Source organism: Paenibacillus sp. 8b26 (genome assembly GCF_050626875.1).
Taxonomy (GTDB): domain Bacteria; phylum Bacillota; class Bacilli; order Paenibacillales; family Paenibacillaceae; genus Paenibacillus.
In genome coordinates this window covers 5233033-5248413 of record NZ_CP192445.1, presented here as the reverse complement: position 1 = coordinate 5248413, position 15381 = coordinate 5233033, and the positions used below count along the sequence as shown (strand labels likewise).

Sequence of the window (15381 nt, the reverse complement as noted above, 5' to 3'; positions counted from 1 at the left end):
TATAGCATATGAGGCAAGGGAGAAAAGAACGTACGTTTGCCATCTTGTAGCATTTTATCCTCCCTCAAAAAATAAACAGTCCCGCAGGTTTGGCTTGGTGCATGCCTTCTCTACAGGACTGTTTTATGGATAAAACGAGCCTAATCTACTTATTCCGCTACCCCAAAAGGCGGTTAACTGTGTATGAATTCTACAGTTGTGTCCGGCTACGCACCTCAAAAATAGCGAATTTCAAATAATGGCCTTCCTCCACACCCAGAATTTGGGGATGATCCTTGCCAGCCGCTCTCCAATCCACCAGACGGAGGATTTTTCCGGCATCTGCCGCAGCTTCTTTAATCGTGTCCAGAAACAGCTCCGGCCGCATATGGAATGAGCAGCTCGCAGTCACTAAATAGCCGCCCTCATTGACCAGCTTCATCCCGTGCAGGTTAATATCTTTATATCCCCGCGTAGCTCCTTTGACCGCATTCTTGGTTTTGGCAAAGGCTGGCGGATCAAGAATCACCACATCAAAGGTACGTCCGCCCCCTGCTGTCAGCGGCTTGGAAGTATCTCCTTTACCTCCGGCCCGTGCGGTGCGTTCCTCTACACCTTTAACCTGATTGCGCAAATATTGGAAAGCATCGTCCACGACAAACTCCACGCGTTCCTCAAATCCGTTCAGCTTGACATTATCCCGTGCGCTTTCAATCGCGTGCTCGGAAATATCAAGACAAGTTACTTTTTTAGCACCGTATTTGCAGGCATTAAGCGTAAAGCTTCCCGTATGTGAAAAGCACTCCAGTACGGTTGCGCCATCCCAGAATGGAAACTCCACAACCTTGCCGCTTTTGTTCACAGGCTTCATGACCGCTGTGGCAGCGTCACCCTGCTCTGCTGCTACTTCCTGTAGCATAATTCCGCTGCGTCCTCCCCAACCCGTCATCAGCGGCGCAATCGCCGCACGATTCTCACGCTGGTCGAAGAAGTAGCCTGTCTTCTGGCCCTCTACAATATCGACCTTGATACGCAAGCCATTTTCCGTTACCACAACATGACGCGGGCAGTCTCCATATAAAGGCCCTTTGGTCTGTTCCAGTCCTTCCAGCTCACGGATGGATACATCACTGCGCTCATATATACCGACAGGGCCAATCACTTCAACGAGTGCATCCCTGATTGCTTCCCTGCGGCGATCCATGCCGAGCGTTAATAATTGTACAACCAACACGTCGCCAAAACGGTCTACAATCAGCCCGGGTAAAAAATCAGCCTCGCCGTATACCAGCCGATACGCGTCTCCCCCGGTCACAAAACGTTCACGGTGCTCCAGACAATCGCGGAAGCGTTTGGCAAAAAAGCTTTGATCCATCGCTTCCAGCGGCTCGTAGGACATCACACGCACCGTAATTTGTGAGGCCGGATTATAGTAACCCGTTGCCAAATAACGGCCCTGATGGTTCACGATATTGACCAGATCACCTGCCTCCGGTTCACCCTCCACCTTGGCTATTTCATTTTTAAACACCCAGGGGTGTGCGTGCTCCAGCCTTTTTTTGCGGCTGCGTTCCAATATTACTGAAGGCAAAACCCTCACTCCTATTCTTAGGTTACTCAAAGTGTTAAAAGCGTGGTGTTCGATCGGGCGCGGCTCTGCGATTCATTTGATCTTACGATCGCTGTTGCAACGGGATTTTTGGATTTTCTAAATGAATTAGCGGTAAGAATCCCCTTAAGCATATGCTTTCGAAGCAGCTTTCCTTCGGAAAGCTTTCAGCCGAACGCTACCGCTTCTTCAGATTCAAATGAACCGCTCCGCTACTGCCCGCCTTTATATCGACGTCACATTTTAAAGCTTGTGAAGCTACTACAAAATTATCGCTCTAAAAAAACAGCTCGGCCATGCTTGTCATGGCTGTCCTCGTCAGATCATAGGCTGTTACATAAGCGTCCTTGGTCACCAACGTAAAATGGTTTAGAAAGGGGGCTACGCCCGTGTTTATTCATGTTATTTTGCCACTGTGCGGCGGGCTGCTTATTTTTTTGGGCGGAATGAAGCTGATGGAAGCGGCCCTCCGGCATTTGGCGGGCCCTTTCCTCACCCGCTGGCTAAATCGGGCCACCGTTTCCCCTTGGCGGGGCATGCTGTTCAGCTCAGGCATTACCGCCCTGTTGCAAAGCAGCACCGCTGTCACGGTGCTGACCATCGGACTGGTCAACGCCGGGCTGTTGACCTACGGCCGCACGCTCGGCATTATCCTCGGCACCAATATTGGTACCTGTCTGACCACCGAGCTGATGGGGCTCCAGCTAGGCAAACTGGCTGTTCCGCTGCTCTGCGGCTCGCTGCTTTGCTGGAGTGCCGCCATCATGTGGGGCGAGGCTGTCTCCAGCCGCCAGTATGCGTCTGCCGGGCCACCATCCAGCTCCAATCAACTCAGCCGATCACAGGCTGTACAATATATCAGCCTCGCCTTTGCCGGATTTTCGCTGATCCTTGCGGGTATCCGAGTGATGCAAACAGTCGGCCCTTGGATTGAGCAGGCCGGGCTGTTCCGCTGGTTTCTTGACCACGCCGCGGCCAACATGTGGTGGGCCTTCGCCGCCGGAGCATGCCTGACCGCACTGGTTCACAGCAGCGCCGCCGTTATTGGCATGGCGATCAGCCTTGCGGCTGCGGGAGCTTTGCCAGCGGATGTAGGTATCGCCATCGTTATCGGCTCCAATGTCGGCACCTGCGTGACGGCCCTGATTGCCGCTGTTGGCGGCAGCGTATCTGGCAAATTTGTGGCCTGGTCCCATGTACTGCTGAACGTAGGCGGGGCGTTGCTGTTTATGCCGCTGATCCCCGGGCTGGAAATGGCAGCCGCCTGGATATCCGCCGATCCGGGAGCCAAGGTCGCTCATGCCCAAACCCTGTTTAACGTGATCAGCTCTCTGCTTGTCTTGCCAGTCTGCTATTTACCTGTATGGACACGTTTGGAGAATCGTATGTCTCCCAACATCATCAAACGTTAATTCCAAGCATGGACAGCGCCTTGCTCAAAATGACATCATTGTTGTCATATCCGCCTTGGCGCTGGAGACGCCATGCTTCCTCAGGCGTATGCCACGCAACACCTTTAATTTCTTCAATCTGTGCCTGTAAATCCCCATCCAGTGCCTCTACGAGATAATAATGAACTTCCTTGTCCACTTCCCCAAATTCAGGATGCTGATACGTATAAGCAATCATATCTACATGCTGGATAATCCGTCCGTTCAGCCCTGTTTCCTCACGAATTTCACGCAAAGCTGTCTGTTCGATCGTTTCTCCCGGCTCCATCTTGCCTTTAGCCAAGGAGACCTTGCCGTATCGGTCGGTAATCAACTGAATTTCAAGCTGCTCCCCCTGTTTACGGTACACAACACCGCCTGCGGAAATTTCCTTTTTTGCTGCCATCCTGTAATCCCCTTTCCTTGCGCAACAAGGATTCCGTCCTCCCTGTAAGGAAAGGCGAAATCCTTGTTTGCCATCTCTATTGCCTGTTCAGGCTTTTTTTAGTTATTATAGGGCTGTTTGCAGTCCATTCTCCAGCACACGGACCAATTGGCCTTCACTTTCATTAACGCCCGCCTTCGTCAGCTTCACGCGGCACACCTTGCCAACCAGATCCTCAGAACCTTCAAACACCAGTTGAATGTAATTGTCACTGTAACCGTGAAGCATGCCGCTATCTTCGGTCCCTTTCGGCGCAACTTCCGGAATGACCTCCAGCACCTGACCGACAAACTTCTCTGCATAAGCCAACTGCATTTGCTCCGACAGATCAATCAGCTCATGCACACGTGTATTTTTCACGTCCTCGTCCACCTGATCCTCCATACGTGCCGCAGGTGTGCCACTGCGCTTGGAATAAGGGAACACATGCATTTCCGAGAAGCCGATTTTTTTCATCAGCTCATAGCCGTTGCGGTACATTTCGTCCGTCTCCCCAGGGAAGCCAACAATAACATCTGTCGTAATCGCCACATCCGGCATCGCCTTGCGAATCATGAGCATTTTATTGTAAAACTCTTCGGTTGTGTATTTACGGCGCATCCGTTTCAACACAGTGTCGTCTCCCGCCTGAAGCGGTATGTGAAAATGACGCACCAGCTTGGTGGAACGATTCAGCACATCGAGCATTTTTTCATCTATCTGGCTGGCTTCAATCGAGCTGATACGGATACGCTCCAGCCCTTCCACCTTCTCCAGATCCCACAGCAGATCGGACAGGTCATAATTGTCCATGTCGTCACCATAACCGCCTGTATGAATGCCTGTGAGCACAATTTCCTTGTAGCCCGCATGCACCAGTTGACGCGCCTGAGTCATAATGCTCGCGGCATCGCGGCTGCGGGACAAACCACGCGACCACGGAATGATACAGAAGGTGCAGAAATTGTTGCAGCCATCCTGAATTTTCAAAAACGCACGTGTGTGGTTAGCAAAATCAGGCACGTCCATTTCCTCGAACACACGCGTTTTCATAATGTTGCGCACAGCGTTCACAGGTTGACGCGACTCCTGAATCTCCTGAACAAACGGAATAATTTTGTCCCGATCCTGTGTACCAATAACGAGATCGACACCAGGAATATCCATAATTTCGGCAGGAGAAGTCTGGGCGTAACAGCCCGTCACTGCCACAATGGCATCTGGGTTCCGACGAATCGCACGACGAATGATTTGACGACTCTTTTTATCGCCGGTATTCGTAACGGTGCACGTATTAATAAGGTAGACGTCAGCTGTCTGCTCATCAAAATCCACCTGCTCGTAGCCTTCATTTTTGAACAGTTGCCAAATCGCTTCTGTATCATAAAAGTTTACCTTACAGCCCAATGTGTAAAATGCCACTGACGGCATATTAAACCCCTCCCATTTCCCCTGACTCATATAAAATGCAAGCCAATGCAGCCATACCTGCGGTTTCCGCACGCAAAATGCGTCTTCCCAGCCCCGTAGACTGCGCCCCGGCCTGCTCGGCCTCCAGACTCTCCGCTTCGCTGAAGCCGCCTTCCGGACCCACTACTAGCAGAACACGCGGCTTGTCCATCGACGTCCATTGTCCTGCCAAAGGCCGAATCACGTCTCGTAGCTGCCGTCCCTGCTCTTTTTCATAACAATAGCATATCAAATCATACTGTGAAAAAGAAGCCAGCAGCTCCTTCCACGTCATCGGCGCGCTAATTTCCGGAATCCGGTTACGGTGGCTTTGCTCAGCCGCTTCCTTCACAATCTTGCGCCAGCGCTCCAGTCGCTTGCCTTCCTTTTTGACATCATACTGCACAACCGTACGCTCGGACAAAAACGGGACAAACCCCGCTGCTCCGATTTCTGTACATTTTTGCATAACGGTCTCCATCTTGTCTCCCTTGGGAAGACTTTGGGCAATGGTGACCTGCACATGCGGCTCGGAGGTCATCTCTAGCGGCTCGACGATCATCGCCGTCACACGATCTTGTTCTATCGTATCCAGCGCAGCCAGCGCTTCCCTTGATACCCCGTCACTGACTATAATTTTGTCACCACTACGACCGCGCATGACCTTGGCAATATGTCGCGCATCCTCACCCACCACGATCACATGGTCTTCCAAAAACTGCTCTGCCGGAATAAAATAACGCTGCATTGTCTCTCACACCTATTCTGAAAATAACTGTTATCCATTGGCTTTCTGTACAATATCCGAATAAATCACCAAGCACCATCATATCATCTTTTGCGCCCGCATGACCAGTGTGTTGCTGCTTCAATTGTTATACTACCGTCCATACCCGCAAAAAAGGAGCCGTTAGGCTCCAAATAATCCGGTGATGTAAAAAGAGAACTGCAAAAACTGTATATAGATCAACTGGGCCAAGGTGTAAAGAGGTTCAATCGTTACAGCCCGAACCTGCGGAATGACCAGTATAAGCAGAAAAATAAAGATGGACCACTGTTCAAACTGCTGAAGCTTACGGCGCACAGGAGTTGGAGCTACATCTTCCACAATGCGGTATCCATCCAGCGGAGGCAGTGGAATCAAGTTAAAGATAAACAAAAACAGATTCAAATTGATCAGTGCATTGATAAACAAATAGATCGCCTGAGCCACCCGCTGATTCTCCATACCTGGGAGCACTTGAAAATGAAGGAGCGTGGCATAGATCAATGTAGTGACAAATGCAAGCAGCAGATTACTCAGCGGACCGGCAGCCGAAACAATAATGCCCATGAGGCGCGGACGGCTAAAATTGTCACGGTTAACCGGAACAGGCTTGGCCCAGCCAAAGCCCCCGATCAGCAGCAACAGCGTACCCAGCAGATCAATATGCACGGCCGGATTTAGAGTCACGCGCCCAAGCAGCTTGGCTGTGGGGTCGCCAAATTTATTGGCATAATACGCATGTGCAAACTCATGCACCGTAAAAGATATGATCACAGCCAGCAAGTAAAATGGAAGAACATTTAAATTCACACGAAAAATACTTTGTAAAAAATCCATGGTTACCTCTTTCTCGCCACAAACGCCAGCCAATCCTCATCCCGGCACGTTTCGGCAATGTCGAAGCCAGCCGCCTTCAATGCGTTTTCGACAACCTCTTCTTTGTTCTTCCAAATCCCTGAAGCGATATAAATACCACCTGGCTCCAGAGCCTTGTACACATCATCAGTAAACAGCAGAATAATTTCGGCCAAAATATTAGCGACCACCAGCTTGACTGGCAACTGGATACCCAGTGTCGGATCGCTCGCATTCAGTACAGACAGCAGATCGCTCTCCTTAATAGTAATGCGATCCTCCAGTCCGTTCAGATGGGTATTTTCCCGCGCACTGGATACCGCTACGGGATCAAGGTCCAGTGCCAGTACATGCTTCGCTCCCAGTTGCACGGCTCCAATAGCCAAAATGCCGGAGCCTGTGCCCACATCAATAACTTCTTCTCCACCCTTAATCACTGATTCCAACGCTCTCAGGCAAAGTGATGTTGTGGGATGCGCTCCAGTGCCAAAGGCCATGCCGGGGTCCAGCTCAATAATTTTTTCATCTTCACTGGCAGGCTCATAGGCTTCCCAAGTAGGTTTGATCGTTAGACGATCCGACACACGCAAAGGCTTGAAATATTGCTTCCAGGCATTCGCCCAATCATCCTCGTTGACCGTTTTCAGCTCATACCGAACCTCGCCAGGGTCAATATCGAATGTTCTCAATTCTTCGACGCGTGGTTCAATTTGCGCACGGATCCCGTCCATCTCCACTTCTTCAGCAAAATACCCCTTGATGGTCGCTTGTCCCTCGGGAATGTCATTCAAGGGCCGATCATACCACTGTCCGTAAGACGTATCGCGTGGTTTGTTCAGCGAACCGGATTCTTCAATGGAAACCCCTCCCGCACCTGCTTCGTGCAGAAAATTTGAAATCATTTCGACGGCTTCTTCGGTTGTATGTATTGTAATTTCATGCCACAACATGGTTTTCATTTCCTCCTCATTTCACATGCATACTCTATATTGTACTATATACATGCATATGAGTTCAAAAAAGCTAGTATCATCGGAGTGCAAAATGTTTTTGTAGAACTTGTTCATGTTGTCCACTCTTTTAGTCCAAACCCCCTTAACTCTAGTACATACAATATAGTATATTCAAAGAAGGAGTGACTTACTAATGGCCAAAACCGTTTTGGATTATAATGCTACTGTCATCACACCTATTACCAATGGGATTAGTCTTCCGGTTCCTATTTCTCCAGCCGGACTAGGGATTGCTACTGCTTCCGTATTTATCGATCCGGCTATTCCTGGACCTGTTAACAATCGGGTAGAATTAAAGGCATCCATAGGCTTGCGTTTTGTTGGTGCAGGCAACATTAGAACACTTGTACGTATATGGAGAGCCGGCAAGGAAATTTATTACGGACTGCAGACTAATCTGTTTGACGACAACATTATCGTTAATGTCGAAACGGTAGATGTTGCACCTCTGGGCGTGCAAAACTATCAACTGATTATTGAAAATCAAACGCCTGCGACTACCGCTTTCGTCTCCGGTCCCCTTGTTTTTAGCGCAACAGCTTATAGCGGATAATTAAATAGACAAGAGGATAAAACACAAATAAGACGGGCACTCCCACAAATCATATTTAATGATAGGGATGACCCGTCTTATTGAATTCTACTCGCTGTCGTTTATGATGCGCTCCTGACGACGATCAGCTACTTCACCGCGCCGGATCGCTTCCAAATCCTGAGCATCTGCCTGCTCTGCCGAGAACTCAACATCCTCATTTTTAGCAGATTGTGCACGCTTGATTTTCTCGGTTTTGGTCAGCACTTTATCGAACCGTTTGTTTGTGGGCATCTGTCACTGCTCCTTCCAACGTTTTCACAGCATACCACCCGCTTGCTCCACAATAGACATCGCCTGATGATGAATGGATTCATCCACCACAGCGGTCAACAAAATATCGCGGCCTGTCGGTCCACCCTGTCCTCCATCGCTCATTCCGCTGGCAGACGGATCAGCCGCAGCCAGTATTGCCGGGGTTGCATCCGTAAAGTCCACTCCCTGTGTTAGTGAGGACAAGCTGCTAATCTGTCCCGAAAATACAGGTAATCCAGCATTGCCCGTGGACTGTTGCGGATATCGGCTAAATCGGTCTATCGACACATCCGATGCCCGGAGAGCTTCCAGTTTTCTAGCCGCTCCTTGCGCTTCCTCGGGGCTTTTGAAATACGCCAAAATATTTTTTTCACCCATCCCCAAAAACTCCCTGTGTGGTATTGAGCACAACTCCTGTTCAAGAACATAGACAGTTGTGCTTTGCTATATCCTGCTCATTAGTACGGATTTATATTCCCCACGAAAGCGGAACGGAACAGACAGCACCGAGCTTAGTAGGCTGAAACGGTTGGAAGTAGTTTGTGAAGACTATAACTTTTGCGGGTTCAAAGCAGCGATAGGAGCTTTACCTGCCTGGGCTACTCCTGTCTCCCATGCAGCGCGAACGACAGCATCCCGAACCTTAGAGACAACCAGCGGATTAAACACATTGGGTATGATATAAGTTTCACTTAGCTCTTCAGGACTGATCGCATCAGCAATGGCAAGTCCGGCAGCCAGCTTCATTTCTTCATTAATTGTCGAAGCATGGCAGTCCAGGGCACCCCGAAAAATTCCCGGGAAGCACAGCACATTATTAATCTGGTTAGGAAAATCAGAGCGGCCTGTAGCCAGAACGCGTACATAAGGCGCTGCTAAAGCTGGATCAATTTCCGGTTTCGGGTTCGCCATGGCGAAGACAATAGGATCAACGGCCATACTCTGAATATCCTCCACACTCAGTAAATCCGGGCCTGACACACCGATGAACACATCTGCTCCCACAATCACCTCGGATAAACTACCACTCAGATTATGGGGATTGGTCATGTTCGCGTACTCGGTCCAATACGGGTTGCTGTATTCCACGGCACGATGAATGGCTCCCTGACGATCAACGCCAATCAGATTACGCACACCCGCCTTGAGCAGCATACGGGAGCAGGCCATACCGGCCGCTCCGATGCCTGCAAATACAACTTTGACATCCTCCATTTTTTTGCCGCATACCTTCAGTGCATTGACCAACCCCGCTAACACGACGACTGCCGTACCATGCTGATCATCATGAAATACTGGAATGTCCAGCTCCTCTTTTAATCGTCTCTCAATCTCAAAGCAGCGCGGTGAAGAGATATCCTCCAAATTAATACCACCAAAGGCAGGAGCAATCATTTTGACAATTTGAACAATTTCGTCAGGATCCTTCGTATTAAGGCAGATTGGAAATGCATCTACGCCTGCAAATTGTTTGAACAGAACCGCCTTACCTTCCATCACAGGCATAGCCGCCTCTGGTCCGATATCTCCCAACCCTAGCACCGCTGTTCCATCCGATACGACCGCCACTGTATTTTTTTTGATCGTTAATTGATAGGCTTTGGCTGGGTCATTCGCAATTTCCATACAGATTTCAGCTACGCCGGGGGTATAAATCTTGGATAGCTCCTCCATGCTTGCAATCGGCTGCTTCGGTTGGGTCTCCATTTTACCGCCCTCATGTAATTGTCTGATCTCTTCTGTCAAGCTACTCATGCTTCTCTCCATCCTTTCATGTCTGTGTATATTTTTTCTGTACATTTGTTATAGATATCAGGCTTTTGTATAGACTCATCAGCTCCATAAATTGAGTAACAAGGTTGCTAAAATGACTGTGGCTGCCCCGCCAATGCGTGTTGCTATTTGCGCAAAAGGCATTAGCTCCATACGATTCGATGCAGACAGGATCGCTACATCCCCCGTACCGCCCAATCCGCCACGACAACTGGTCACCAACGCAGCTTCCACCGGGTACATGTTAATCCATTTTCCTGTGAAGTATCCAGCAACAATCAATGCAACCACAACGGATGCGCAGGTTATGGCATAAGGAATCGTAAGAATTCCAATCACACTATCCAAAGGCACATACAAAATACCCAATCCCACCATCAACGGCCATGTCAAGCTTGCCGCAATACATTTGTACAAATGAAAAGCTCCCTGCTCTATCTGGGCCGGCATCGCTTGAATACACTTCATTAAAGCCGCAGCCAGAATCATCAGAATCGGGCCAGGAATATGAAGATACGGCTCCAGCAGTTTACCTACAATAAAGAAAGTACAGGCTAGCAGCAGCCCCCCACCCATCAATGGAAACGAGACAGGTTGTTCCAGGCTCACCGAAGATAACTTTTCCCCTTTTTTATCAAGTTTCAACAACTTCCCGTTACCCGAAGTATGAGGATTTTTCTCCGCCATTTTTTTCAAAATACCCGCACCTATGATGGCAACAATATTGCCAATGATGGCAGCCGGGATAAACTGGGATACGAATATCGCTGAATCCTTGCCCAGCACTAATCCATACGAAATGGACAATGGCAGAATGCCTTCTCCGATCCCGCCGGAGATAATCGGGATGATGATGTAAAAAAACGTATGATAGGCGCTGTAGCCAAAAGCCATCCCCACCACCATACCTACTGCTACGGCTGCAATGGAGCCTATTATAATGGGGGCAAAAATTTTGACAATTCCGTTCATCAGCATCTTCCGATCCATACCCAGAATACTTCCGGTGACCAGACAAGCGATATAAAAATAAAGAAAATTCGAGGTTTTCATCAGCGTGTGTACAGCACCCATCGCAGATGGAGGAAACATGTTCCAAAATACCATCAACGATGGAACCATGAGTGACAGAATGGCTGGACCGCCAATATGCTTGAGCAGCGGAAGTTTCGCCCCCAGATCACTGAGCAATATGCCTAAAATCATAATGACAGCAAATCCGCCCAGCAGATCGTTCGGAAGTCTCTGTGTAATCGCAGCTGCGTATACAATCAACGCAATCACGACGTAAAGCGGAAGCGGAATAACCCCCACTTTTATCCTGCCCAGCATCCTGATGCCGTCTGCAGGATTTTTACGCCATTTTTGCCACTTTTGAATGACCGGCTGGTTTGTAGCATTTTCCATAAAGCTCCCTCCTTGTAGTGAAGAATGATGACCATGCTTCCATTCTACACTTTGGAAAACGCTTTATTTGGTTTTTAAACTAATCATTCACTTTTGTAATTAAAGTAATCAAAAAGAGGGCTTAAATATAACCGCTCATAATTTCCTCCGCCTGCGGTAAAATTCGATACTGATAAACAGGTCGTCCAATGGTGCCGTATATGGTTTCCATGGCAAGTGCCTCAATTTCCGTCAAAAAAGCAAGATACTTGCGCATAGATACTCTGGATATCCCTGCACTCTCCGCAATATCCTCGGTGGAAAATAACATCGCTTCATGCTGCCGAATACAGTTCCATATCATGGCCAACGTGGATTTGGTTACTCCTTTGGGTAGCCGGGCCAGCTCTTTGGTCGAGCTTTTATGATAAAGCAGCCGATCCAACTCCTCCTGCGAAAGCAAGCTGCGCTCACGCACGATACTAACATGCTCCCGATAACCCGTGAGCGCCTCCAGAAAACGGTTAAAGTGAAACGGCTTAATCAAATAATCCACCGCGCCGAAATTCATCGCTTTTTTGATACTGTTCATATCGCTTGCAGCCGAAATTACGATGACATCCACATTCACTCCTGTCTCACGAATAAAAGCCAGCAAATCAAGTCCATTGCTTTCCTGCATATACACATCCAGCAAAATCAGATCAATCGCTTGTTCTTCCAGAAATTCCTTGGCATCTTCCACAGAAGCAGCCCAGCCTCCACATCGAAAGCCCTCTACCTGCTCCGTATATTTGCGGTTAAACTCGGCAACCATCGGATCATCTTCTACAATTAAGACATTAATCATGTTCATCATTCCCCATTATGGTGTATGGAATCTTAATCTGAAAACAGCACCCTTGCTCAGCCGGAATCAGCTTTATGGTTCCTTTTAATCTTTTCACACTTTGCGTTACCAGATAAAGCCCCATTCCCCGTGACTCTCCCTTGGTCGAAAATCCCTTTTCAAATATCGCCTCTACGAGAGGTTCCGGTACACCAGGTCCGTTATCACTTATTACACATGTCAGACAGCCGTTCTTCTGATTTACCTCATAATAAAGCGTCAAGGTAATCTGCTTGTGCTCCAAAGATTCCATCGCTTCCACGGCATTATCAAACAGATTCCCCAGTATGGTTATCAGTTCATGAATCGTTTGAGTTCGACCGGTTTCAGGCAAATAGCTGGCCGGAGTCAATTCGAAGCTCACCCCAACCTCTCTGGCCCGGCTTAATTTCCCCAAAACAAAGCCCGCCATCACTGGGTCCCTAATCTGCCGGGTAATCGAGCCAATCTCCACTTGATGATGCTCAACGGCATCCAAGATGTAATGCTCCAGTTTATCGTACATTCGTAAATGTACCATCCCCATAATGACATGCAGCTTGTTCATAAATTCGTGAGCCTGTGCACGCAGCGCCTCCGTATATAGGGAGACTCCTGTCAAACGTTCGGCAAGCTGGTTTACCTCCGTTTTATCCCGAAAAGTTACAATTGCTCCCACAATTCCCCCTTTGACCCGTATCGGAACACTGGTGGTGAGCAAGGTTATCCCCCCCAGCTCCATGTCCTCATCCATTCTTGGAGTGCCTGCCGCCAAAACCTCTTGTAATCGAAAAGCGGACAAATAAGCGGTAATCTCCTGCCCTGAAGACGAGATATCCTCAATTCCCGCTTGCCTGAGCAGACGAATCGCTTCCGCATTCATTAACATAACACGTCCAGATTCATCCACCGCAATGACGCCTTCCTTAATGGACTGCAGCATAGCGTTGCGTTCCTCCAGCAAGCGTGCGATTTCCGGTGGCTCCAGGCCAAACAGCATATTTTTGATTTTACGGGCCAGCACAACAGCCCCTCCGGCACCAATTAACATTCCGACGCCAATGGCGATAGCAATAAGGCGGTAATTGCCTCCCTGAGCCCTCAGTACATCTTGCATGGATATACCAACGACAATCGCGCCCAGTTGCTTCCCCGTCGAGCTGAATACGGGAGAAAAAGCGCGCATGGACAGGCCCAATGTTCCCTTCGCAACAGATACACTCTCATGACCATGAAGTGCAGTGTATTCATCTCCACCAGCAAAGGCTTTGCCGATCATCCTGGGATCCGGATGTGTTTTGCGAATGCCCTTCATGTCCATAACTACGATAAACTGAACATGATTAGTAGATGAAACCTTCTGCACATACTTCTGCATGGAGGAAGACGAATCAGACTGCTGCAAATGCTCAATAATAAGCGGCGTATGGGAAAGTGTACGTGCGATAGACATCGCTTTTTCCTCCAGTCCCATTTCGGTTTCATGCTCAACTCTCTCGGCAAATAACAAAGTTACAGGCAGGAGCACCAGTGCCATAACCAGACAAACCAGCAGCGTAATCAGCCCTCTGAGCTTGAATAGCGGTTTCCCCCGACGCTGCTTAGGCTGTGACTTTTTGATAGAACTCACCCTTTCATGCATCATGCTTAAAGCTAAATAGTCCATATGCTTATACAAAAATGGTTATGTATGTGTTTACGTGAATTTGCATAGTTATAATCTTATACAGCTTCCTTCCACTCTTTCGTATAATAAAAAAGGGAACTACTCCGCAATTGCGGAACAGTTCCCTCCGATTCATGGTTGATGCTCCGCGAGTCTACCCTGGCTTAGTCGCCTCGGAAGGCGCGCTTCACACGGTCAAAAAAGGATTGCTCATTCTCATGTGTCTGCTCACCGCTAAGCGAAGAGAACTGACGCAGCAATTCCTTCTGTTCCTCACTCAGCTTGCTAGGCGTTACCACAACCACCTTAATGTGCTGGTCACCCTGACCTACGCCACGAAGTTTTGGTACACCCTTGCCTTTAAGACGGAAGTATGTTCCTGTTTGCGTACCAGCTGGAACTTTCAGCTTCACTTTCTCGGTCAGCGTCGGAATTTCGACTTCATCTCCCAATGCCGCCTGCGAGAACGTCAGCGGAATTTCGCAGTAAATATCGTCTCCCTCACGCTCAAAGAAGTCATGCGACTTCACACGGAAAACAACATACAGATCACCTGCCGGTCCACCGTTGACACCGCCTTCGCCTTCACCATTGATACGCATTTGCGCGCCGTCATCCACACCCGCCGGAATGCGGATATGAATTTTACGCTGCTTGCGCACACGACCAGAACCGCTACAAGTGGTGCATTTCTCTTTGATGATTTTTCCAGTACCACCACAGTTAGAGCAGGCCCGACGATTAACCATCCGGCCAAACGGTGTATTCTGCACCACTTCTTCTTGTCCGCTACCCTTGCAGACGGAACAGGTTTGTGGTTGAGTACCCTTTTTGGCTCCCGTACCATGACACGAATCACACGTTTCCGTGCGCTCAATGTTAATGTCGGTTTCCTTGCCGAATACAGCTTCCTTGAATTCGATCGTCATTGTATATTGAAGATCATTACCACGCTGCGGTGCATTCGGGTCACGTCGACCATTGCCGCCACCGCCAAAAAACATATCAAAAATGTCGCCAAATCCGCCACCAAAGTCGGCTCCACCACCGAAGCCGCCTCCCATGCCCTGATTCGGGTCTACATGACCGTATTGATCGTATCTTGCCCGCTTCTGACCATCACTGAGAACGTCATAAGCCTCTTTCACTTCTTTAAATTTGGTTTCCGCGTCCGCAGCCTTGTTCACGTCCGGATGATACTGACGCGCCAGCTTACGGTAAGCCTTTTTAACATCTTCATCCGAAGCGCCCTTCGCGACGCCCAGCACCTCATAATAATCGCGCTTATCAGCCAATGTTCCACCCCCATGCCTACA

The 15381-nt window shown here is 48.9% G+C and carries 15 protein-coding genes; 2 read left to right on the top strand and 13 right to left on the bottom strand.

Annotated elements, in window-relative coordinates; translation table 11 throughout:
- Positions 1 to 190 precede the first annotated feature (190 nt).
- Complete coding sequence (locus ACQ4MX_RS24420; protein ID WP_431087786.1) at positions 191 to 1570, bottom strand: class I SAM-dependent rRNA methyltransferase; 1380 nt, start codon at positions 1568 to 1570, stop codon at positions 191 to 193.
- 407 nt (positions 1571 to 1977) lie between these two features.
- On the opposite strand from ACQ4MX_RS24420, the gene ACQ4MX_RS24415 reads away from it, so the two are divergent.
- Positions 1978 to 3000 carry a Na/Pi cotransporter family protein gene (locus tag ACQ4MX_RS24415; RefSeq protein WP_431087785.1) on the top strand — a complete coding sequence of 341 codons (1023 nt, stop codon included), beginning with the start codon at positions 1978 to 1980 and terminating at the stop codon, positions 2998 to 3000.
- On the opposite strand, the gene ACQ4MX_RS24410 is transcribed toward ACQ4MX_RS24415, so the two are convergent.
- From ACQ4MX_RS24410 to prmA, 5 genes are all read right to left on the bottom strand, one after another.
- Positions 2990 to 3424 carry an NUDIX hydrolase gene (locus ACQ4MX_RS24410; protein WP_134913429.1) on the bottom strand — a complete coding sequence of 145 codons (435 nt, stop codon included), beginning with the start codon at positions 3422 to 3424 and terminating at the stop codon, positions 2990 to 2992. The two genes, ACQ4MX_RS24415 and ACQ4MX_RS24410, sit on opposite strands and share 11 nt — an antisense overlap.
- Before the next feature lie 105 nt (positions 3425 to 3529).
- A complete protein-coding gene (gene mtaB, locus ACQ4MX_RS24405) occupies positions 3530 to 4873 on the bottom strand; it encodes a tRNA (N(6)-L-threonylcarbamoyladenosine(37)-C(2))-methylthiotransferase MtaB (protein ID WP_431087783.1) in 1344 nt (447 codons plus the stop codon).
- 1 nt (position 4874) lies between these two features.
- On the bottom strand, positions 4875 to 5639 hold the full coding sequence (locus ACQ4MX_RS24400) for a 16S rRNA (uracil(1498)-N(3))-methyltransferase (protein ID WP_431087782.1): 765 nt from the start codon (positions 5637 to 5639) through the stop codon (positions 4875 to 4877).
- Between the two features lie 162 nt (positions 5640 to 5801).
- Positions 5802 to 6494 (bottom strand): site-2 protease family protein, encoded by a 693-nt coding sequence (locus tag ACQ4MX_RS24395; protein WP_192513313.1) that lies wholly within the window; start codon positions 6492 to 6494, stop codon positions 5802 to 5804.
- A 2-nt stretch (positions 6495 to 6496) separates the two neighbouring features.
- Positions 6497 to 7462, bottom strand: coding sequence for a 50S ribosomal protein L11 methyltransferase (prmA, locus tag ACQ4MX_RS24390; protein ID WP_431087781.1), 966 nt, complete (start codon positions 7460 to 7462; stop codon positions 6497 to 6499).
- Positions 7463 to 7658: 196 nt separating this feature from the next.
- Here prmA and ACQ4MX_RS24385 point away from each other — a divergent pair, with 196 nt between their 5' ends.
- Complete coding sequence (locus ACQ4MX_RS24385) at positions 7659 to 8078, top strand: hypothetical protein (RefSeq protein WP_431087780.1); 420 nt, start codon at positions 7659 to 7661, stop codon at positions 8076 to 8078.
- A gap of 87 nt (positions 8079 to 8165) precedes the next feature.
- Here ACQ4MX_RS24385 and ACQ4MX_RS24380 read toward each other — a convergent pair whose 3' ends face one another.
- From ACQ4MX_RS24380 to dnaJ, 7 genes are all read right to left on the bottom strand, one after another.
- Entirely contained in the window at positions 8166 to 8351 is a 186-nt protein-coding gene (locus ACQ4MX_RS24380) for a YfhD family protein (RefSeq protein WP_044645104.1), read from the bottom strand.
- Between the two features lie 24 nt (positions 8352 to 8375).
- Positions 8376 to 8750, bottom strand: coding sequence for a hypothetical protein (locus ACQ4MX_RS24375; protein ID WP_431087779.1), 375 nt, complete (start codon positions 8748 to 8750; stop codon positions 8376 to 8378).
- A gap of 171 nt (positions 8751 to 8921) precedes the next feature.
- Positions 8922 to 10127, bottom strand: a complete 1206-nt coding sequence (locus tag ACQ4MX_RS24370; RefSeq protein ID WP_431087778.1) for an NAD(P)-dependent malic enzyme — start codon at positions 10125 to 10127, stop codon at positions 8922 to 8924.
- Positions 10128 to 10205: 78 nt separating this feature from the next.
- A complete protein-coding gene (locus tag ACQ4MX_RS24365; protein WP_431087777.1) occupies positions 10206 to 11552 on the bottom strand; it encodes a 2-hydroxycarboxylate transporter family protein in 1347 nt (448 codons plus the stop codon).
- 121 nt (positions 11553 to 11673) lie between these two features.
- On the bottom strand, positions 11674 to 12381 hold the full coding sequence (gene dcuR / locus ACQ4MX_RS24360) for a two-component system response regulator DcuR (protein ID WP_134913420.1): 708 nt from the start codon (positions 12379 to 12381) through the stop codon (positions 11674 to 11676).
- Positions 12374 to 14029 carry a DcuS/MalK family sensor histidine kinase gene (gene dcuS, locus ACQ4MX_RS24355; protein WP_431087776.1) on the bottom strand — a complete coding sequence of 552 codons (1656 nt, stop codon included), beginning with the start codon at positions 14027 to 14029 and terminating at the stop codon, positions 12374 to 12376. The genes dcuR and dcuS overlap by 8 nt, the downstream gene beginning before the upstream one ends.
- A 200-nt stretch (positions 14030 to 14229) precedes the next feature.
- The gene (dnaJ, locus tag ACQ4MX_RS24350) at positions 14230 to 15360 is read right to left on the bottom strand and encodes a molecular chaperone DnaJ (RefSeq protein ID WP_431087775.1); all 1131 of its coding nucleotides are present in this window, start codon (positions 15358 to 15360) and stop codon (positions 14230 to 14232) included.
- Positions 15361 to 15381 lie beyond the last annotated feature (21 nt).

Bases quoted from the DNA above. Each gene is read 5' to 3' on its own strand.
- ACQ4MX_RS24410 (WP_134913429.1), bottom strand. From the start codon at position 3,424: ATGGCAGCAAAAAAGGAAATTTCCGCAGGCGGTGTTGTGTACCGTAAA.
- mtaB (WP_431087783.1), bottom strand. From the start codon at position 4,873: ATGCCGTCAGTGGCATTTTACACATTGGGCTGTAAGGTAAACTTTTAT.
- ACQ4MX_RS24400 (WP_431087782.1), bottom strand. From the start codon at position 5,639: ATGCAGCGTTATTTTATTCCGGCAGAGCAGTTTTTGGAAGACCATGTG.
- ACQ4MX_RS24395 (WP_192513313.1), bottom strand. From the start codon at position 6,494: ATGGATTTTTTACAAAGTATTTTTCGTGTGAATTTAAATGTTCTTCCA.
- prmA (WP_431087781.1), bottom strand. From the start codon at position 7,462: ATGTTGTGGCATGAAATTACAATACATACAACCGAAGAAGCCGTCGAA.
- ACQ4MX_RS24385 (WP_431087780.1), top strand. From the start codon at position 7,659: ATGGCCAAAACCGTTTTGGATTATAATGCTACTGTCATCACACCTATT.
- ACQ4MX_RS24380 (WP_044645104.1), bottom strand. From the start codon at position 8,351: ATGCCCACAAACAAACGGTTCGATAAAGTGCTGACCAAAACCGAGAAA.
- ACQ4MX_RS24375 (WP_431087779.1), bottom strand. From the start codon at position 8,750: ATGGGTGAAAAAAATATTTTGGCGTATTTCAAAAGCCCCGAGGAAGCG.
- ACQ4MX_RS24370 (WP_431087778.1), bottom strand. From the start codon at position 10,127: ATGAGTAGCTTGACAGAAGAGATCAGACAATTACATGAGGGCGGTAAA.
- ACQ4MX_RS24365 (WP_431087777.1), bottom strand. From the start codon at position 11,552: ATGGAAAATGCTACAAACCAGCCGGTCATTCAAAAGTGGCAAAAATGG.
- dcuR (WP_134913420.1), bottom strand. From the start codon at position 12,381: ATGATTAATGTCTTAATTGTAGAAGATGATCCGATGGTTGCCGAGTTT.